The 20,474-nt window shown below is 42.0% G+C and carries 18 protein-coding genes and 1 pseudogene; 14 read left to right on the plus strand and 5 right to left on the minus strand.

What is annotated here, in order from left to right; all coding sequences use genetic code 11:
* Nucleotides 1-19 precede the first annotated feature (19 nt).
* The 3 genes and pseudogenes from JCM15548_RS03695 (at nucleotide 20) to JCM15548_RS03705 (ending at nucleotide 3,039) form a co-directional block, all read left to right on the plus strand.
* A pseudogene (locus JCM15548_RS03695) lies at nucleotides 20-1,131 on the plus strand (DNA polymerase III subunit gamma/tau).
* 50 nt (nucleotides 1,132-1,181) lie between these two features.
* Nucleotides 1,182-1,712, plus strand: coding sequence for a DUF8439 domain-containing protein (locus tag JCM15548_RS03700; RefSeq protein ID WP_062122492.1), 531 nt, complete (start codon nucleotides 1,182-1,184; stop codon nucleotides 1,710-1,712).
* Between the two features lie 97 nt (nucleotides 1,713-1,809).
* Entirely contained in the window at nucleotides 1,810-3,039 is a 1,230-nt protein-coding gene (locus JCM15548_RS03705) for an isocitrate dehydrogenase (NADP(+)) (RefSeq protein ID WP_062122493.1), read from the plus strand.
* 96 nt (nucleotides 3,040-3,135) lie between these two features.
* On the opposite strand, the gene JCM15548_RS03710 is transcribed toward JCM15548_RS03705, so the two are convergent.
* Nucleotides 3,136-3,873 (minus strand): lysophospholipid acyltransferase family protein, encoded by a 738-nt coding sequence (locus JCM15548_RS03710; protein WP_062122494.1) that lies wholly within the window; start codon nucleotides 3,871-3,873, stop codon nucleotides 3,136-3,138.
* 283 nt (nucleotides 3,874-4,156) lie between these two features.
* On the opposite strand from JCM15548_RS03710, the gene JCM15548_RS03715 reads away from it, so the two are divergent.
* From JCM15548_RS03715 to JCM15548_RS03745, 7 genes are all read left to right on the plus strand, one after another.
* Nucleotides 4,157-5,620 (plus strand): tryptophanase, encoded by a 1,464-nt coding sequence (locus tag JCM15548_RS03715; RefSeq protein WP_062122495.1) that lies wholly within the window; start codon nucleotides 4,157-4,159, stop codon nucleotides 5,618-5,620.
* Between the two features lie 331 nt (nucleotides 5,621-5,951).
* Entirely contained in the window at nucleotides 5,952-7,319 is a 1,368-nt protein-coding gene (locus JCM15548_RS03720; protein ID WP_062122496.1) for a dihydrolipoamide acetyltransferase family protein, read from the plus strand.
* A 51-nt stretch (nucleotides 7,320-7,370) separates the two neighbouring features.
* A complete protein-coding gene (locus JCM15548_RS03725; RefSeq protein ID WP_227625419.1) occupies nucleotides 7,371-9,344 on the plus strand; it encodes an alpha-ketoacid dehydrogenase subunit alpha/beta in 1,974 nt (657 codons plus the stop codon).
* Nucleotides 9,345-9,668: 324 nt separating this feature from the next.
* Nucleotides 9,669-9,974: a flavodoxin domain-containing protein gene (locus tag JCM15548_RS22890; RefSeq protein WP_227625420.1), complete on the plus strand. Its 306-nt coding sequence runs from the start codon at nucleotides 9,669-9,671 to the stop codon at nucleotides 9,972-9,974.
* 852 nt (nucleotides 9,975-10,826) lie between these two features.
* Entirely contained in the window at nucleotides 10,827-11,273 is a 447-nt protein-coding gene (locus JCM15548_RS20950; protein ID WP_083984952.1) for a helix-turn-helix domain-containing protein, read from the plus strand.
* Nucleotides 11,274-11,414: 141 nt separating this feature from the next.
* Nucleotides 11,415-12,185, plus strand: coding sequence for a dihydroorotate dehydrogenase electron transfer subunit (locus tag JCM15548_RS03740; protein WP_062122497.1), 771 nt, complete (start codon nucleotides 11,415-11,417; stop codon nucleotides 12,183-12,185).
* Nucleotides 12,179-13,093: a dihydroorotate dehydrogenase gene (locus JCM15548_RS03745; RefSeq protein ID WP_062122498.1), complete on the plus strand. Its 915-nt coding sequence runs from the start codon at nucleotides 12,179-12,181 to the stop codon at nucleotides 13,091-13,093. Before JCM15548_RS03740 ends, JCM15548_RS03745 begins: the two co-directional genes overlap by 7 nt.
* Nucleotides 13,094-13,129: 36 nt before the next feature.
* Here JCM15548_RS03745 and JCM15548_RS03750 read toward each other — a convergent pair whose 3' ends face one another.
* From JCM15548_RS03750 to JCM15548_RS03760, 3 genes are all read right to left on the minus strand, one after another.
* Nucleotides 13,130-13,522: a hypothetical protein gene (locus JCM15548_RS03750; RefSeq protein WP_162198167.1), complete on the minus strand. Its 393-nt coding sequence runs from the start codon at nucleotides 13,520-13,522 to the stop codon at nucleotides 13,130-13,132.
* Nucleotides 13,522-13,914: a hypothetical protein gene (locus JCM15548_RS03755; RefSeq protein WP_062122500.1), complete on the minus strand. Its 393-nt coding sequence runs from the start codon at nucleotides 13,912-13,914 to the stop codon at nucleotides 13,522-13,524. Before JCM15548_RS03755 ends, JCM15548_RS03750 begins: the two co-directional genes overlap by 1 nt.
* 110 nt (nucleotides 13,915-14,024) lie before the next feature.
* On the minus strand, nucleotides 14,025-14,261 hold the full coding sequence (locus JCM15548_RS03760; RefSeq protein WP_062122501.1) for a hypothetical protein: 237 nt from the start codon (nucleotides 14,259-14,261) through the stop codon (nucleotides 14,025-14,027).
* Between the two features lie 755 nt (nucleotides 14,262-15,016).
* Here JCM15548_RS03760 and JCM15548_RS03770 point away from each other — a divergent pair.
* The 4 genes from JCM15548_RS03770 to JCM15548_RS03785 all read left to right on the plus strand — a co-directional run bounded on the left by JCM15548_RS03770 (nucleotide 15,017) and on the right by JCM15548_RS03785 (nucleotide 18,886).
* Entirely contained in the window at nucleotides 15,017-16,246 is a 1,230-nt protein-coding gene (locus JCM15548_RS03770) for an Lnb N-terminal periplasmic domain-containing protein (protein WP_083984953.1), read from the plus strand.
* A 73-nt stretch (nucleotides 16,247-16,319) separates the two neighbouring features.
* A complete protein-coding gene (locus JCM15548_RS03775; RefSeq protein ID WP_062122504.1) occupies nucleotides 16,320-16,799 on the plus strand; it encodes a TlpA family protein disulfide reductase in 480 nt (159 codons plus the stop codon).
* A gap of 22 nt (nucleotides 16,800-16,821) precedes the next feature.
* Complete coding sequence (locus JCM15548_RS03780; protein ID WP_062122505.1) at nucleotides 16,822-17,421, plus strand: thioredoxin family protein; 600 nt, start codon at nucleotides 16,822-16,824, stop codon at nucleotides 17,419-17,421.
* Between the two features lie 166 nt (nucleotides 17,422-17,587).
* Nucleotides 17,588-18,886, plus strand: coding sequence for a serine hydrolase domain-containing protein (locus JCM15548_RS03785; protein WP_062122506.1), 1,299 nt, complete (start codon nucleotides 17,588-17,590; stop codon nucleotides 18,884-18,886).
* A 377-nt stretch (nucleotides 18,887-19,263) separates the two neighbouring features.
* Here JCM15548_RS03785 and JCM15548_RS03790 read toward each other — a convergent pair whose 3' ends face one another.
* A complete protein-coding gene (locus JCM15548_RS03790) occupies nucleotides 19,264-20,430 on the minus strand; it encodes a tetratricopeptide repeat protein (protein WP_062122507.1) in 1,167 nt (388 codons plus the stop codon).
* Nucleotides 20,431-20,474: the final 44 nt, after the last annotated feature.

Consider the following 20,474-nt stretch of genomic DNA (forward strand, 5'->3'; position numbering starts at 1 on the left):
AAAGCGGCTTAAAAGCATTATGGAATACATTGTTTCTGCACGAAAATACAGGCCGGGCACCTTTAGCTCGGTAGAAGGCCAGGATAACATTACCGTTACCCTTAAAAATGCCATCAAAAACCAACAACTGGCCCATGCATACCTGTTTTGCGGTCCGCGTGGTGTTGGTAAAACGACTTGTGCACGTATATTTGCCAAAACCATCAATTGCCAAAATATTACAACCGATTATGAGGCATGCAATGAGTGCCCGTCCTGTAAATCATTTAACGAAAGTAAATCGTTTAATATCCACGAACTGGATGCGGCCAGTAATAACTCCGTAGATGATATCCGCTTGTTGATTGATAAAGTGCGCATACCACCCAGATGGGCAAGTACAGTGTTTATATCATTGACGAGGTTCATATGTTGTCACCAGCAGCTTTTAATGCCTTTCTAAAGACCCTGGAAGAGCCACCCCACCATGCCATTTTTATCCTGGCGACTACAGAAAAACATAAAATTCTTCCTACCATCTTATCCAGATGTCAAACCTTTGATTTCAACAGAATTACCGTAGAGGTGGCTGTGGATTATCTTAAATTTGTGGCCGGTAAGGAGGGGATTGCTTTTGAAGAAGAGGCACTGAATGTTATTGCTACAAAAGCAGACGGGGCCATGCGGGACGCTTTGTCTATCTTCGATCAGATTGTGGCTTTCTCAGGAAAAAATGTCACCTATCAGCAGGTTATTGATAACCTGAATGTTTTGGATTATGACTATTATTTCAGATTGACCGAAGCCTTTCTAAAGGAAGACACAACCAACGCACTTGTAATTTTTAACGATATATTGAGTCACGGATTTGATGGTAGTCACTTTCTTAACGGTTTAAGCAGTCATTTAAGAGATCTTATGATGTGTCGTGATGCACAAACGGTTAACCTTTTGGAGGTTGGTGCTTCTATTCGACAAAGATACATGGAGCAAGCCAAACTGTGCGATACGGAATTTCTTTATGAAGCCCTCAAAATTGCTACCAATTGTGACTTGAATTACCGGGTGGCGCGCAATAAGCGATTGCACGTAGAATTTGGCATTATTAGCCTTTCGCGTATTTTTACGGAAAAAAAAAAGTACTTGAGCTAAAGAAGCGACAAAGAGAAAAAGCTGCCAATAAAGCAGAAAATGCCCCTTCCGTGCAAGAAGTGAAACCATCTGCTAATGGTGGTAAATTGGAGCCAAAGGCTGCCATAACTTCTTTATCCCTGAAAGATCTGATGAAGGGCAATGGTGCCTCTGTTAGCCCAACACCAGGTCAAGCTTCTCCTTCAGGTAGTGAGCCGTACATTGAAATGAATGAGCCGGTTACGCAGCAAAAGCTGATTGCTGCCTGGAGCATTTACGCCAATAAAATCAAGTCGGATAACATGCGTCTTTTCAGCATATTGACCAGTCATGCCCCTGAACTACAACAAGACCATGTTATTTTTATAGAGCTGGCCAGTTCCATGCAGGAAGACGAATTGTTAAAGGAGAAACCGGTTATGATGACCCTCCTGAAAAAGGAATTGCAAAATAGTCATCTTCAACTGAGAACCGCCCTAAGAAAAGATGACAGCAAAGTACCCGGAAAAGTTTTTACCGCTGCGGATAAACTGGAGGCCATGATTCAAAAAAATGCCGCCTTAGCGCTGCTAAAGCAACAATTCAACCTCGATTTGGATTGATATTTTTTAACAACAGCCAACAAATTTCGCTTTTATTTGTTACAAATCTGGATATGCAAGGAACTTTCTAAACCGAGTAATATATAATTTATAAACCATGAGTAAAATAAAAGTAAAAAATCCGGTAGTAGAACTGGACGGGGATGAAATGACCCGAATCATCTGGAAAATGATTAAAGAGGAATTGATTCTTCCTTATGTTGATCTCGATATCAAATACTATGATTTAGGAATGGAGAGCCGGGATGCAACGGATGATCAGATTACCATCGATGCTGCTCACGCCATTCAAAAGTACAATGTGGGTATAAAATGTGCCACCATCACACCTGATGAAAACAGGGTGGAAGAATTTGGTCTAAAAAAAATGTGGAAGTCCCCCAACGGTACCATCCGGAATATTTTAGGGGGTACCGTTTTTCGTGAACCCATTATTATGCAGAATGTTCCGCGACTGGTACCCGGATGGGAACATCCCATATGCATTGGTCGTCATGCTTTTGGCGATCAGTACCGTGCCACTGATTTTCTGGTAAAAGGAAAAGGCAAACTAACCATTACCTTCACCCCCGAAGATGGTGGCGAAGTGCAGTCTTATGATGTATATGATTTTGAAGGTGACGGTGTTGCGTTGGCTATGTATAATACCGATGAAAGTATTACAGGCTTTGCGCACAGCTGTTTTAATCAAGCCATTATGAAAAAGTGGCCCTTGTATCTTTCTACTAAGAACACCATTCTCAAGAAGTATGATGGCCGGTTCAAAGATATTTTTGAGGACGTTTACCAAAAGCACTACAAAGGTAAATTTGAAGCGCTGGGTATCACCTATGAACATCGTTTGATTGATGACATGGTGGCTGCTGCCCTTAAGTGGAATGGTGAATTTGTTTGGGCTTGTAAGAATTACGATGGTGATGTGCAGTCAGACACATTGGCTCAGGGTTTTGGTTCCTTGGGCTTGATGACTTCAACGCTGGTTACACCTGATGGTAAAACCATGGAAGCTGAAGCCGCTCATGGTACCGTAACGCGCCACTATCGGATGCACCAGCAAGGTAAACCAACCTCAACCAATCCCATCGCCTCCATTTATGCATGGACCAGAGGTTTGGAATTCCGTGGCAAACTGGATGGCAATCAGGAACTGATCGACTTTGCGCACAATCTGGAGACGGTTTGTGTGGAAACCGTGGAGAGTGGACAAATGACCAAGGATTTGGCGCTGACCATTCATGGAAAGGATTTGAAAGAAGAGCACTATCTGACAACCGAAGGTTTCATGGCTGCCATCAAATCCCATCTGGATTTAAAAATGAATAAATAATTCCCGGTGACCATTCATTAATTACCTGTTTATATTACAGGTAGATAGGAACTTTAATACTGAAAAGAAGCCGTCCTCCAGGGCGGCTTTTTGTATTTAAGCCTGTCCCAGTTCCCGCTTAATCATCTGTTCACATTCTTTCACCAACTCCTCGGCAGGCCGACCGGCAGGATCGATAGGGTCTAATACCTTATAAGTCAACTTGACACCAACCTGGAGCGGAAAATACCCCCTTTTCATCAATTCAGCGTGACCATTGATGACAAAGGGAACAATCAGAGAGGAGGGAGCAGCTTTCAGCAAAGACTTGATGCCTGCCGATTGAAATGGTTTCACTTGCCCGTCCCTGCTGCGGGTTCCTTCGGGATAGATGCATACAGCATAATTATTCGCTTCGATGTATTTTCCCAGCCGAATGATCTCCCGAATGGCCTGTCCGCCGTTTTTGCGGTCAATTAAAGCCGATCCACTATGACGAAGGTTATATGAAATACTGGGGATACCTTTTCCCAGTTCAATTTTCGAGACAAATTTTGGGTGCCAGTCGTCAAACCCATGCACAAAGGCTTGTATGTCGAAAAAACTTTGGTGATTCGAGGCAACAATTAACGGTCGGTTGTGTGGCAATTTTTCAAAACCTTCAAAGTTTACTCTGGCTCCAACAAGGAACAAACTTCTGGCCAAAAAGAAATTCATAGCGCCGACACTTTTCTTGTGGGCGTCATAGCCACCCAGACGTCGGGCAATGACTTGAATGGGATGAAAAATCGCTAAAAAAAAGCCAAAAGCTAAATAATAGATAGGTGTCAAAAGGTATCCTGCCAATAAACGCATAAACATACATTTTTAAAAACGTGTAAAAAAACAACAAAAGCCTCATTTCTGCAAGCGCCTGACCAATAAAATTAACTGTTTGGCCGACATAAATCATATCCAGAGGTTTCTACTCAGTCAACCATGTTCAAACTGGGCTAATTTAAAATCAAAACAAAAAAGGACACATTCCTTATAATTTTAAAGGTAATTGACATATCAATAGATACTTTTAATTATTTTTAAAAGTTTTGATAAAGTTTACTGCATAAGCATTCATTTACTAATTTAAGAAAACCTCATTATGGATCAAGGAAGCCCAAAAGGAATTAAATTTTCAAGTGGAGAAGAAATCCCTGTAGAATTACACAAAGTTCGCATTGTGCAAAAATTACATCTCAAACCCATTGACGATCGATTAAATGCCATAAAGAAAGGCGGTTTCAACACTTTTTTGCTCAATACGGCCGATATCTTTTTGGATATGCTGACAGATAGTGGAACCAATGCCATGAGTGATAATCAATTGGCCTCCATGCATCAGGCCGATGATGCCTATGCAGGTTCACAAAGTTTTTATCGGATGGAAGCGGCCATTCAGGAAGTGTTCGGAAAAGAGCTGGTTTTACCGGTTCACCAGGGACGTGCGGCAGAGAATGTTATCTCAAAGACCTTTATCAAGGCTGGAGACGTCATTCCCATGAATTACCATTTTACAACAACCAAGGCGCACATGGAAATCAACGGTGGTGAAATAGCCGAAATATTTACCGATGAGGCGCTCAAAATAAAAAGCCATCATCCCTTCAAAGGAAATATTGATATTCAAAAGCTAAAAGACCTGATTGCCAAATACGGCAGGCAAAATGTGCCTTTTATCCGGATGGAAGCCTCTACCAACCTGATTGGTGGTCAACCATTCTCCATCGAAAATATGCGTGAGGTTCGGAAAGTAGCGGATGAACATGGAATAATGATGGTATTGGATGCGAGTCTGATTGGTGAAAATGCCTGGTTTATCAAGCAGCGAGAGGCAGAATTCGCCACTTCCAGTATTAAGGAGATCCTACGCACCATGTGCGGAATATGTGAAATTGTTTATTTTTCCAGCCGTAAGGTGAGTTCCACACGGGGTGGTGGTATCTGTACCAATGACCACGACTTGTACATGAAAATGCGCGATCTGGTTCCTTTGTATGAAGGATTTTTGACCTATGGAGGTATGTCGGTACGTGAAATAGAAGCCATGGCAGTTGGCTTGATTGAAACAACCGATGAGACAGTTATCAGTCAGTCACCCGGATTTATTGACTACACCGTCAAGGAATTAGACAAACTTGGCATCCCTGTTATTACGCCGGCCGGGGCTCTGGGGGCACATGTCGATGCCATGCAATTCTTACCGCATGTTCCTCAAAAGGAGTATCCTGCAGGTGCATTGGCCGCCGCACTTTTCATTGTCTCGGGATGCCGGGGAATGGAACGGGGAACCGTTTCAAGCGTTCGCCTCGAAAATGGCGAGGACTTACTGGCCGATATGGAATTGCTTCGTTTAGCCTTCCCACGGCGGGTTTTCACTTTGTCGCAGACCAAATTTCTAATTGATCGTTTGCACTGGCTGTATAAAAACAGAGAATTGGTTGGCGGATTGAAATTTGTAGATGAACCTAAGGTGTTGCGCTTCTTTATGGGACGTCTCGATGCTGTTTCTGACTGGCCAGAGAAGTTGGTAGCAAAATTTAAAGCAGATTTTGGGGATAGTCTGTAAGTTCATTGAAAAACATTCCTCCTGTTAAAAAAACTCAAGGCTGTGAAACAAATTTCACAGCCTTGAGTTTTTATTCCAAATACAAATCCTAATAAATAATCATTTAGAACAAAACATGCAAAATTTTCATTCCCTAAAAACAAAATGGAAACATGGCTGTTATTAGGATACCAAAGGGTTTAACGGTCCGTTTATTTAGATTTGTTTAAAATAATAAAATTGACTATTATTGCGCACCAAGTTTTTGAAAACAAGGTACATACCCTTTAAGCACACCGTATTGTAGTAAAATAGATTATTAACAGAATCATCAAAAATAAATTCATTCAATATGTCAACATTTGATATCCTGATGCCCAAAATGGGTGAGAGCGTTGAAGAAGCCACTATCACCAAATGGTTTGTTAAAGCAGGTGATACCGTGGAAGAAGACCAGGTTTTACTGGAGATTGCAACTGACAAGGTTGATTCAGAAATTCCTTCACCCGTTGCAGGGGTAGTTAAGGAAATTAAATTTGAAACGGATGCGCTGGTCCCCGTTGGGGAAATCGTTGCCATCATTTCCCTTGAGGGTAGTGAAGGTGGAGAAGAAACAGAAAGCGCGGAAAAGACGGATGCCTCGGCTCAGCAAGAGGTGCCAAAAGCGGCAGAAGAAGATAAGGTGAAAATGGAAAAAGCTTCTACAGCTGAGGCGACGTCTCAAGAAGCTCCGGCTACCGGCGGAGATTTCAAAGACAGTGACCGTTTTTACTCTCCCCTGGTCAAAAGTATTGCCAAGGAGGAGAATATTTCCGTTTCAGAGCTTGAAAGCATTAAAGGTTCCGGGAAAGAAGGTCGTGTGACCAAAGACGATGTGCTGGCCTTCCTTAAAACCAGAGGTGATCAGCCGGCAGCGTCTTCTCAAAAGAGCGCCCCGGATGAAAAGTCGGTTCAAGCAGCCAAGCCTGCCGAAAGACCCGCCTTTAAAGCACCGGAAGTGAAAGCAGGACCCGGCGACGAAGTCGTTGAAATGGACCGTCTGCGCAAGCTCATCGCTGATAACATGGTTATGTCCAAGCAAGTTTCGCCACATGTCACCTCCATTGTTGAGGCCGATGTTACCAATCTGGTTTTATGGCGTAACAAGCAGAAGGATGCCTTCCTGAAAAAATACGGTGAAAAGCTGACCTTTATGCCCATATTTACTTATGCGGCAGCCAAGGCGTTGCGGGATTATCCGGGTGTCAATGCTTCTGTCAGCGGAACCAACCTTATTCTTCGCAAAAATGTGAACATTGGTATTGCCGTTGCTTTGCCTTCAGGGAATTTGATTGTGCCGGTGGTTAAGCAAGCCGACCAGAAAAACGTGGTTGGATTGGCCAGCGATATCAATCGCTTGGCTACCCAGGCGCGTGACAATAAATTATCGCCCGATGATATTCAAGGGGGAACTTTTACCATTACCAATTTTGGTTCTTTCAAGAATGCCATAGGAACGCCTATTATTAATCAACCGCAAGTGGCCATTTTGGCGACAGGTACCATTGAGAAAAAACCGGCTGTTTTAGAAACACCTACCGGAGATGTCATCGCCATTCGTCATAAAATGTACCTTTCATTGTCTTACGATCACCGTGTTGTGGATGGTGCTTTGGGAGGATACTTCCTTCGAAAAGTGGCTGACTATTTGGAAGAGTGGGATATAGACAGTGATATTTAAGCCCATTTAGTATTTATCACCGAAAAGAAGCTAATAAAATATTAATCGTATATGAAAAGTAACGTTCCAGTCAATCATTCAATAAAGAAGACCGACAAAGAGACCCTTTTAAAGTGGTACCATTTATTGTTCCTGGGCCGTACGCTCGACGAGCGTGCACCGAATTACCTGAAGCAAGCCATTGGCTGGTCATACCACGCCCCGGCTGCAGGTCATGACGGTATTCAGCTGGCCATCGGACAAGTGTTTCGAAAAAACAAAGATCACTTGTTTCCCTATTACCGCGATTTGCAAACCTGTGTGGCTGCAGGAATGACCGCTGAAGAGATCATCTATAACGGTATCTCCAGAGATGCCGATGTAGCTGGTGGGGGGCGTCATATGTCTAACCATTTTGCCAAACCATCATGGAATATCCACAACGTAAGTAGTTGTACGGGCAACCATACGCTGCATGCAAGCGGACTGGGCCGCGCCCTGAAGACCTATAAGGAGACAGATGCCGTTGTCATTAGCAGTCAGGGGGAAAGCTCCGTTTCTGAGGGCTATGTGTATGAGGCCATCAATGGGGCTTCCAACGAGGAGTTGCCGGTTGTTTTTGTTTTTCAGGACAATGGTTACGGTATTTCTGTGCCCAAAGAGGACCAGACCGCCAACCGTAAGGTGGCAAAGAACTTTGAAGGTTTCAAAAACCTGAGAATCCTTTATTGCAACGGTAAGGATGTATTTGATTCCATGAATACCATGGAAGAGGCCGTAGAATGGTCAATGAAAGAACAAAAACCTGTTTTGGTACATGCCAATTGTGTGCGTATTGGTTCCCACAGTAACAGTGATCGTCATGAACTCTACCGGGATAAAAATGAGTTGAGTTATGTAAAGGAATACGATCCGCTGGATAAGTACCGTCGCTTGTTGCTGCGTTACAACAGAGCCACCGAGGAAGAATTGAAAGAGATTGAAGAAAAAGTGGCAGCTGAAGTTAAAGCAGCCCATAAAAAAGGATTGGCTGCTCCACAACCCACCCCTGAATCCATTCATGATTTTGTAACACCTGAGCCATACCCTGCATCCAAATATCCGGAAGGACTTCACAACTTCGATGGGCCAAAGGTGAAACTCATCGAGGCACTCAACGAAACAATGAAGGCTGAATTCCGAAAGAACCCGGATACCTATATCTGGGGGCAGGATATTGCCAATAAGGATAAAGGAGGTATTTTCAATGTCTCCAAAGGTATGCAGCAAGAGTTTGGCAAAACACGTGTGTTTAATGCGCCCATTGCTGAAGATTTCATAATGGGAACGGCCAATGGTATGTCGCGTTATAAAAAGGACATGCGCATTGTGGTGGAAGGAGCTGAGTTTGCCGACTATTTTTGGCCGGCGATGGAGCAGTTTGTTGAAACAACACATGAGTATTGGCGGACCAAGGGACAATTCTCTCCGAACATTACGGTTCGTTTGGCTTCTGGTGGATACATTGGGGGTGGCTTGTATCACTCACAAAATATTGAGGCGGCATTGACCACCTTTCCCGGGGTTCGTGTGGTTTATCCTTCCTTTGCCGATGATGCCGCTGGTTTAATGCGTACTTCTATTCGCTCAGAGGGCTTAACCGTCTTCATGGAACCCAAAGCACTCTATAATTCACCCAAAGCAGCGACTTCTGTTCCGGATGATTTTGAAGTACCCTTTGGAAAAGCCCGGATCCGTCGTGAAGGGAAAGATTTGACCATAATCACCTATGGTAATACCACCCATCACTGTCTGGAGGCTGCCGAAAAATTATCCAAGGAAGGCATTGCTGAGGTTGAAGTCGTGGATTTGAGGAGCTTATTACCCTTGGATGAGGAAACCATTCTGGCTTCCATCAAAAAAACATCCAGGGCGATGATTGTGCACGAAGATAAAGTGTTCGCCGGATTTGGAGGTGAGGTCGCTGCCATGATTTCTAATTTGGGATTTGAGTATTTGGATGCCCCCATTAAAAGTAGGTTCAACCTTTACACCAGTTGGGTTTAACCGCATTCTGGAGGCAGCTATTCTCCCTAATACTGATAAGGTAATACAAGCAGCCAGGGAGCTCTTGGAATACTAATCAAAGCCATTTAAACTAAGTTGAACAAACCATCAAGATAATATGAAGAAGGTAGGTATTTTTTATAGTTTCCGATCGGTCAAGACCCATCAGCAGGTCAAGCACATGATTAAGCATTTGGGCGCCGATAATTGCGAGGAAGTAGATGCTGATGTGGCTACCCTGAAGGATTTTAAAAAGTTTGATAATTACATTTTTGCAGTACCAACCTGGTTCGATGGTGAGTTACCCAACTACTGGATGAGTACTTGCCAACCATTGAGGATGAATCATTCAAAGGTAAGAAGTTTGCGATCTTTGGCGGAGGTGACCAGAAAAACTATCCGGAGAACTTTGTGGATGGTGTGGGCATTATGGCTGAGTTCGTTGAAGAACGAGGAGGAAAAGTAGTTGGATTAACGTCCACAAAAGGGTATTCGTATGAAGGATCCCGGGCCGAGCGAGGCGATCAGTTTGTTGGTCTGGCACTGGATATTGAAAATCAGGCAGCACTAACCAATGAACGTATCAAGAACTGGATGGAGGTCGTTGTTAAAGAATTTGGAAAGAAATAGAATCATACGCTTTTTATAAGCCATAAATACAAAAAAGGGGGGTATCGTTTTCGATATCCCCCTTTTTTGTACCCTTCACTCATTTTTGACACCCTCTAAAATCCATCCATTTCAAGCCGCTCAGAGGCCCTTAGTTATGATAAATAAGAAGAGAGCGTTGGCCGGAACGAATAATCCGCCAAAAATAAAATCCGTCATGTCTTTAGAACAAACATCTTCAGCCATAAAAATCCTTCTGAAAGAAGGTTAAAAATAAGATGTTCATAAAAGGGTAGGAGTAGGTAGGGAAACACCCGCTTAGGATACAGATGTAAACGCTCTGATTTCTTATTTTTTAATATGCATAATAGAATAATTCTTTTCATATAATTCACAAAATCAATTACTTAAAATGTTTATCTTGCTTAAAAATTAAATCTTTGCGAATCCGTCCATGTATAATTATACATACAAGGCCCTAAAGTGCGACAATATCGACGTTTTTATGTTTATAACCAGTGTTTTACGAAGTTTTAATGAAGTATTACTTTATAAATATTTCCTGATTGATTAAATGCTCAGTGTATTAAATAGTTAAAGACCTTATTCCGCCAGTAATGCTTATGCTTCCAGACAAATCTGAGATGAAGTAGTCTGTTTTTTTTTACTAAGAATATCTATTAATCCCCATATGATCAATGATATAACTAGAATCACATAAAGTAAAATATGAGTATATTGATCGGTCGCTATGTAGGAATGCCAAAATTGTCGGATGCCGGTTACATTTGTATCAATCAAAGCATAGACAGAAGGTTTGTAAAATGTAAACAATAGATTTATATTTGTAAACAAATCATCAACACATCCATTATGAAAGAGCGCTTACAACAATTACTCAATAAAGAACAGTTGACACCCGTCAGATTTGCAGAACTTGTCGGTGTTCAGCGTTCAAGTGTGAGCCATATTTTATCGGGACGTAACAATCCCAGCCTGGATTTTATTCAAAAAATCCTGTTGAAATTCCCGCAGGTCAGCAGTGATTGGCTTATTAATGGTATTGGGGACATTTATAGAGACCATTCCGCAATCAGGCAAGGAAAAATGGCCGGGCTTTTTGAACCATCCAATGAAGAAGTTCTACCGCCAATTCCAGCTATTCCTGAAACCGATTCCCATGAAACGACTACCGACCCATTGAAAGAAACAACCAATGGGCAGTCAGCGCCTGAGGTAAGTCGACCTTCCGAAGTTGAGCGAATCGTTGTTTTTTATAGAAACAGGACTTTTCAGGAGTATAAACCGGGTGAATATTAGCCCGATTTTGAGATAATTACATGTTCGATTGATTCACAACCTTGTTTCTAAGCCATGGATGAATATACTCAGCTAAAAAAATATTAACTTTGCCGTATAAATAGCTGGTTTACATTTGTAACACATCATATTTTCTATCGAATGAAGTATATTCATGATTTCACCATTGTAAGCAATGAAAGACAGACCACGGACTTCGTGGTACTGACACTTCAGGCCGGTGAAGCGCCTTTACCAGAAATACATCCCGGACAGTTTGCCGAAGTCCGGATAGATGGTGCACCAGGCGTTTATTTGCGACGTCCCTTATCCATTCATGATGTTGATTATGACAAACAACAGATAAAACTACTGGTTCAGGAGGTTGGAAAGGGCACCAAAATCCTCACGCAGCAGGCTGTTGGATCCATGGTTAACATGGTCTATCCACTTGGAAAGGGCTATGATTTGCCCGATAGTAAGCGAGTTTTATTGGTTGGCGGTGGATGTGGCGTAGCTCCGCTATTATTTCTGGGACGTCATCTGAAAAAAAACGGGATAAGCCCTCGATTCCTTATTGGTACAAGAACATCTGCCAACCTTGTTCGCTTAGAGGCTTACAATGAATTGGGAGAAGTTATGGTGACCACGGAGGATGGCAGTGCCGGCACCAAGGGCTATGTTATCAACCATCCGGTTATGCGGACAGAGGAACCTGATTTTGATTGGATTTACACCTGTGGTCCGGAGCCCATGATGAAGATTTTGGCCAAATATGCCGACCATCATGACCTGACATGCCAGGTTTCTCTTGAAAACCATATGGCATGTGGCATAGGTGCTTGCCTGTGTTGTATCGCACCAACCAAGGATGGTAACAAATGTACCTGTACCGACGGGCCAGTGTTTGACTCAAAATATTTGCAATGGTAGATTTATCCGTAAAACTTGGCTCATTGGAGCTTAAGAATCCAGTAATGACCGCATCCGGCACCTTCGGATATGGAGAAGAATATGAGGACTTTATAGACATTCATTCACTCGGAGGCATTGTGGTTAAAGGGACAACTTTGCACCCCAGGCAGGGCAATGATTACCCACGAATGGCTGAAACCCCCATGGGAATGCTGAATGCAGTCGGGCTGCAAAATGTGGGAGTCGATCAGTTTATACAGAGTATCTATCCCCGAATCAAACATTATAAAACCAATATTCTGGTAAACGTGTCCGGTTCGACGGTAGAAGAATATGTTGAAACTGCGGAAAAAATCAACGAACTGGAATCCATACCTGGTATTGAACTCAACATTTCCTGTCCCAATGTTAAAGAAGGAGGTATGGCCTTTGGCACCAGTTGCCCCTCTGCCATAGCCGTAACTTCAGCGGTGCGTGATGTTTACAAAAAGCACTTAATGGTCAAGCTATCGCCAAATGTAACCAGCATAGCAGAGATTGCCAAAGGGGTTGAAGGCGCAGGCGCCGATTCTGTTTCATTGATCAATACCCTATTGGGCATGGCCATTGATGCCCACAGCCGTCGTCCTGTTTTATCAACCATTACCGGCGGACTATCGGGAGCAGCGGTTAAACCGATTGCCCTGCGGATGGTTTGGCAGGTGGCCAATGCTGTAAAAATTCCAATTGTTGGGATGGGTGGCATAAGCTCAGCCGAGGATGCCATCGAATTTATGCTGGCAGGTGCCACCGCTGTTGAAATAGGTACAGCCAATTTCATCGATCCACGAATAACCATACAAATAATTGATGGCATCAGAAGCTATTTAGAATCTCATCAAATGAATTCAGTCCAGAATCTTATTGGTGGATTGATAACGGAATAAAAAACAGAGCATTAACGCATGGAATAAGCCTGTTATTTAGCTTATTTGCCGAACGGCCTGCGCTTTATCCACAATATTGATGAGCGGTTTAAAAAATTGTCGAATCAATGGCCATTGCCTTGGATTTTCTTCCAACAGGAGCAATACCTGGCGTTTATTTTTCTTCAGGTAATCAGTAATAGCAGGTGCGGATATGGGACGTTCCATGGTTTGTCCCACAGCGCTGCTGGTTAAATCTTCAGCATTTTCCGATAAAATCAAAGCAGATTCTTCCAGCCGGTTAAGAAATTGTCGCGTTTTTTCCTTTCTACGGCCTGGAACATAGACTTGCGTACTGATGGTGCCTGTTTTGTCATCAGATACTGGTTTTAACAGTATATAGGCAGCCTCAATGACCACTTCGCTCTCTGCATCGCCAGCGGACATCATCAGGCAAATTGGGCCGCTTGCTCCAGGCCGTTTTTGGCACAATGATAGTCCGGTGCCGTTGATAAGTGCTCCAGAGCCGCCTCTGTTAAACGGACATTAATTCCTGTTTGCTCATATAGTTCATTCAGATAGTCTTCTGTCCATTGTTTCAGCCAAAGGTGGGGAATACTATTGACAGGCCCCTTGGATTGCCCGGTTATTAAACGTTTCGTTACATTTGTAAACTGCTGTAAGTATTTTTTATGTTCTTCTAAAGATTGATAATACAAGCGGGTAAAGCGATAAACCAATGACCCCAGCAATGCTTTCCGCGCGGTATCCAAGGAACCTTGCAGTCGACTTACACCAAAATTGCTTTGATCTTCTCTAAAGAACAGGTAATAGAAGTCCATCCCGTCCCTATGTTTAATGCGAAGTAGCATTATTACGTGTTGCTCTTCCGAGAATATATCCAACTGCCTTTGTCCGGGAGTACCAGACTCAAAAGGTAATTGCTCACGCGTCAGCCATACATATCCCGCTGATCATCCGCCATCCCAATCAAGCGGCGGTCAAACGCCTCTGTAACAAGGTCTCTGTATACATGTTTCTGCCCATTCCGCAACAATTCTTCACCACCGGTTTCTCCATTTTTAAGCGCATAAAGGGCTACAATACGGTCTATACCAGGAAATATATCCGGGCATGAGCGCAACAATTGCTCGCGCGTACTGCATGGTATTTTGGGGATCTGAATCATCAATTTAAGCTACACGTGTACCGTTAATCACCTGGATACGAAATGACGATAAAGATAGATTTAAGTTTATACTTAAGCAAATTGTTAAGCTGATTTTAAGCAAAGAAATCGCTTAAGCACAGCGCAAATTTTGCTTAAGTATGTAAATGAAATTATTTCTATAACTTAATTTTGATCCATATGATATAGAAATAGCCCGACAATTTTCCTATGGATTAAATTTTGAATACAACACGAATTAAGCAAAAACCATCACTAAAAAATTAAGCAAATATGACAGCCACTTCCATTAGCTTAGAAGCACACTACCATTATTGGTACGATAAAGCCATCGAGTATGTCTTTGAATTCTTTGATGATCCTTCTTTTGATGGCTCAGATCAAAAAGGCTTTCTCTCCAGGTTATTACTTGACCCAAAAACAATGCTTATTCTCCTGGCTTATATAACTTTTCAGGGAAGGAGATTCCTGCAATTAGCGCGCTATTTTTGCCTTTCGTTGCTTGAGACAAATGTAAACCAGTCGTCTTTGGGGTTGTCCACATTTGTATTAGGCATATACAAATCCAGAGATACAGATGTAGATTATCAGGAGACTGTCCCAAAAAATGAGACCATGCCCATACCAGGCTGCCAACCGCCAACCAAACTTAAAGTATTTTTAACGGCCTTAAGGCAATCCGTTATGAGTGGTTGGGCATTTTTCCGTATATTTCGACAATTATTATCGAACAAACTTAGTAATTACGTCAAACAATGGAAAAAGACTATTTCTCCCTGTTTTTTAAATGGCTTTCTATATTACCCAGGGCTACTAAAACCTACATCAAATACGGTCTCCTCGGGGTCTTCGTTTTGTTAAATAGCAATGCTGAAATCAAGGGGCAATTATCGAAGGAAAGTTCCATTTCCATTTTGACTTGTGCGCCCGGCGATGAACTGTACAGTATTTTTGGACACACGGCCATTCGTGTAAATGATCCAAAGCTGAAAATCGACTATATATTTAATTACGGGACTTTTGATTTTAACACCCCCAATTTTTATTTGAAGTTTTTGAGGGGGCAACTGGATTACGTCTTGTCCGTTTCCACTTTTGACCGATTTATGTTGGAATATAAACAGGAACAAAGATCGGTGTGGGAACAAAAACTGAACATTTCCCAGGAAGAGAAAGAAAAGCTATTTAAAGCCCTGATGGTCAATTATGAACCCGAAAACCGGGCTTACCATTATCATTTTTTCTTTGACAATTGTGCTACCCGTGTCCGGGACATTATTGCCGAGCAAGTGAATGATACCATTGTTTTTCCTGATCAGACCTACATAGGAGAAATGACCTTCAGGGATGCAATTGGCACTTATTTACAAGAAAAGCCCTGGACGCGACTCGGTTTGGATATAATTTTAGGAGCGCCTACGGATGATTTAATCGATGCGTCATCTGTTCAGTTTCTTCCAGATTACTTAATGGAACAATTTGCGGCAGCAGAAATGTCTCCTTCAGGTGATCCTGTAATCCAGGAAGAAACCACCTTACAACAATTCCAAATTCCCTCTGAACAATCCTTCTTATGGACGCCTGTTCTGTGGCTTTGGATCCTGGCGTTGTTCGTCTTAGCCTATACATGGAGATGTTTTAAAATGAAAAAAAGCAGTCATTGGCTCAATGTCCTTCTTTTTTCAGTGACCACCGTTTTGGGTGCATTGATTACTTTCTTGTGGTTTTTTACTTCGCACTCCGTAACTGGTCCCAACTGGCACATCTTATGGGCCAATCCTCTACACTTATTGTTGATTTTTCCCTTCTTGCAGAACGGGTCTTTTTCTGGCATCGTTAGAATTGTTTTGGCGTTACCTGTCATCCTGCTTCTTATAGTGTTTCCTTTTTTACCACAATACATGCCTCCGGTTTTATGGCCCGTTTGGTTCATGATGGCCACACGCATTGTTTTTTATAACACCCACAAATCAATATGGGGCTAGATTTTTTTTTCATTTCTGAACAATAGTTAGTAAACAACTGTTACAAGCATAAATACACTAAAACAGTTGTTGAATGTTCAAACTAATAATGACCCTTTTTTTGGTGACTTTTTTCCTTGCTGCGCATGGACAAACAAAAGCCCCCGGGGATGTACCGGTGGCTCATCTTCAAAAACGGGTAGAATCTGCATCAGACACGATTTTTGTTGTCAACTTTTGGGCCACATGGTGTCAACCATGCGTAAAGGAGATTCCTGAATTCAACAAAATACCTCTTACTTACAAAAATCATCCGGTTAAAGTAATTATGGCCAATCTTGATTTCCCCAATCAAAAGGAGAGTCGGGTAGTCCCCTTTTTAAAAAACAACATCGTCACCCACGAAGTGGTCATGACCATTACACCTCGTGGCGGCGAATGGATTGATGAAATAGATAGCTCCTGGAGCGGTGCTATACCGGCCACTGTCATTTGGCATAAGGGTAAGAAGTATTTCCATGAAGGGGAAACCAATTATGAACAAATGAAAGAATGGATAGATCGTTTATTATAATTCACACGCAAAAATCAAAACCATGAAAAGATTATTGTTATTAGCCGGCATGTTACTTTTTGTTGTATCCTTTACAGCAACCGCTCAACTTAGTGTGGGTGACGAAGCCCCTGATTTTAAATTAAAAAACATTGACGGCCAATGGGTGTCATTGAGTGATTACGACGACGAGAAAGGCGTTATTGTTGTCTTTACCTGTAACCATTGTCCCTACGCCAAATTGTATGAATCACGAATAGTAGATCTTCAAAAGGATTTTGGTCCCAAGGGTTTTCCTGTAGTTGCTATTAATCCCAATGATTCGACCATTGTTGCCGAAGATAGTTATTCAAAGATGATTTCGAATGCGGCGGAAAAGGGTTTTAATTTCCCGTATTTACTCGATGACGTCCAATTATTCAAACAATATGGTGCTACACGGACTCCCCATGTCTATTTGCTAAAAAACCAAGGGGATAATTTCACCGTCGCCTACATTGGTGCCATTGACGACAATTCTCAGGATGCCAATGATGTTGAGGAACGTTATTTGGCCAATGCCATCCAGTCACTTTTAAAAGGCAAAGCGCCAGAAATTGCAGAAACAAAGGCTGTTGGCTGCACCATAAAATTTCATAAATAGATGTTTTAGAACCGTTTCCAGGAGAAGCATGAAGTCTGAACTTCATGCTTCTTTTTTTGACGAAGGCTAATTTAATGGTGATTAAAAACAAAACTTAAACCGTTTCTTATAACCTTTTAAGCAATAATACGTATTTTTGTGTGAGTTTATATTTGAACAGAAGCATATGCATTTTAAATATCAAGTAATCGTATTATTCATTGGCCTGACTGTTGGAATGGCCGGTAAATATATAACCGGTCCGTCTATCCAAACCTTCGGAACGGATTTTACTCCACCTGCGCCCATCACTTCCTCCTTAAGAATATCCGGGAAATTTACCAACAGTAGTGATTTCAGTCTCATAGACCAAGAAATGAATCGTTTTATGCGCCAGTGGGAGCTGACCGGCGCTTCTGTTGCCATTGCCAAAGACGGAGAAATGGTTTTTGCCAAAGGTTATGGTCTGGCAGATGCCGAAAATGAAGTCGCAGTTGAACCCTATCATTTATTCCGGGTGGCCAGTATTTCCAAGCTCATTACTACTACCGGCATAATGAAATTGGTTGAAGAGGGGAAGCTTTCACTGAATGATAAAGTATTTGGTGACAATGGCATTCTCAACTTTGCGCCTTATGACAATTACCGCGATCGAAAAGTAGAAAACATTGAAGTTCTTCACCTTTTGAATCATTCTGGCGGATGGACCAACAGATGGGGTGATCCCATGTTTATGCCGACCATAATTGCCAGGAAGCTGGGTAAAGAACTGCCCGTTTCTGATGAAGATATTATCACTTTCATGCTTGATAAACGCTTGCATTACGCGCCCGGCACCATGTCATCCTATAGCAATCTGGGATATGCTATTTTGAGTAAGGTCATAGAGCGTGCCAGCGGTCAGGATTATGAGGACTATATTCAAAGTAAGGTCTTATATCCCTTGGGTATATTTGATATGCAACTGGGGGGGAGTTACTTAAAAGATCGTAAAGAATTGGAAGTCAAATATTATGAGCCAATAAATAGTATATTAATCAGTGATCATACTGGAAAAGAAGAATTGGTACCTCGTTCTTATGGTGGAAACGATATTCATACCCTTGGCGCCGCAGGCGGCTGGATTGCGTCTGCTACCGATTTAATGCGCTTAATGCTCGCCATTGATGGGCAGCCTTACCCGGCTGACATCATCTCTTCAGAAAGTGTGGAATTGATGACAACTCCTGTTGGGAGAGGGTTTCACCCACTGGGCTGGAGAGGTGTTCGTCGTGGAGAGCGCTACAGAACTGGCACTTTAGCCGGTTCATCCGTATTAATGGTGAACAGGGAAGATGGTATCTCATACGTGATTTTATTCAACAGCAGCACCTGGAAGGGACCAATGCTCGCCAATGATATACGGTCTATGATGCACCGAAGTATTTCCAGAACCAGCGAGTGGCCGGATTATGATTTGTTTGAACTGGCGGTGCTGGAAGACTAGGTCATTATTGGATCTTTTAAGCCAATATCTTTCAAATAAAAGCGGAATCATTTCTATGGAATGATTCCGCTTTTATTGGATGTAGGTTCAAATTGGAATTAACAATGAATTGAATCGGCCGGAATCTATATTAACAGGAAAATTAAAATTACCTGGTGACAGTTTTCATAGAATTAGAGTTAATAACGAATTGAATCGGCCGGAATTTTTACTAGCTGTAAATGAATATACCAGTGATAGTTTTCATTCCAGATCACGAGTCTTATAATTGATATTATGATAAACAAGATAGATATGAATAAATCCGAAGCTTTTTAACTCCGGATTTATACAAGTTCAATAATTTTCCCTGCCCCATATAGCTGCAGAAAAAATGACTATTTCAACTCTTTCAACTTGGTATCAATTTCATCGTATTTATCGTTCATATCAAAACGATAGTACAAATTCTTAAGGGTTTCGAGAACCATGACATCATCAGGACGAAGTTCATGCGCTTTCTCCATATAAGGTAAAGCTTGCTGGAAGGTTTCCTCAGCTTCTTTACGTGCGGCTTCATAGGCCTTATTATCTGTTAAATCATTGGCCTCATTCATCTCTTCCGCTCCCCTGTTATAATAGATGACTCCCAAATTAAGCGTAGGTTCAAAATACTCAGGGTTCATTTCCAAAGCTTTCTTATATTCTTCTTCGGCCTTTTCATAATCCTGGCTTAAGTCGTAAAGAACCCCCCGGGCGTTATAAAAACTAAAGTTCGTTGGATCCTTTTCAATGGCAGAATTCAAATAATTGAGCGCCTCATCATTTTGCTCAGTCTGCAGATAGAAGTTAATTAATGTTGTTAAAATCCGGTCATCTTCAGGAAAAAGCTCAAAGCCGCGTTTAAGGTTGTCAGCCATTTTTGACGAATCGCCAGATTCTGCATAAACTTCATGTAATAATAGAATAGCGTCCCCTTCAGCGTATTTCAGGTCAATGGTCTGGTTGAAAAAATCTTCAGCCTTTGACCAGTTTTCTGAACGACTGGCAGCCAAGCCTGTGTAGTAAATAAACACGGAGTCTTCCGGCAAGTTGTCTTCTTCGTACAAGGGTAATTTATTTAAGCCAATGACTCTTTCAAAGATGGCCATAGCTGTTTCATACTCCTCATTGTTAAAAGCCTCAATACCGGCATTTTGAAGTTCAGGCATGAAAAAGGTTAAGGCCACTTTAATTTCTTTTTCAGCCCTACCAATTCCTCTTCCTTTGGCATCACCTTTTTGATCATATTCAGCAGCCTTAAAGTAATAATCGGCGGCCTTAATAATCTTTTCCTCGTCCTCCTTGTCCTTTTTAAATTGCTCGGTAGCTAAATTGGCAGCTACCACATAGGTCCGGGGCCATTCTTTCGTTTTATCGTGTTCCAGAGCATCATTGATACGCTCCTCAGCAGCGTCCAGATCCCCATTATCGATAAAAGCAGATGCAGCAGTTACTTTTCCCTTCTGGGCACAACTAGTAGCTACTACAAGCACAGAAATAAATAAAAATAAAATCCTTTTCATTGTTGTTACTTTTCGTTTTTTGTTTTGTTGGTAAATCAAATTTA

The organism is Geofilum rubicundum JCM 15548, from assembly GCF_000974365.1.
GTDB classification, from domain to species: Bacteria; Bacteroidota; Bacteroidia; order Bacteroidales; family Marinilabiliaceae; genus Geofilum; species Geofilum rubicundum.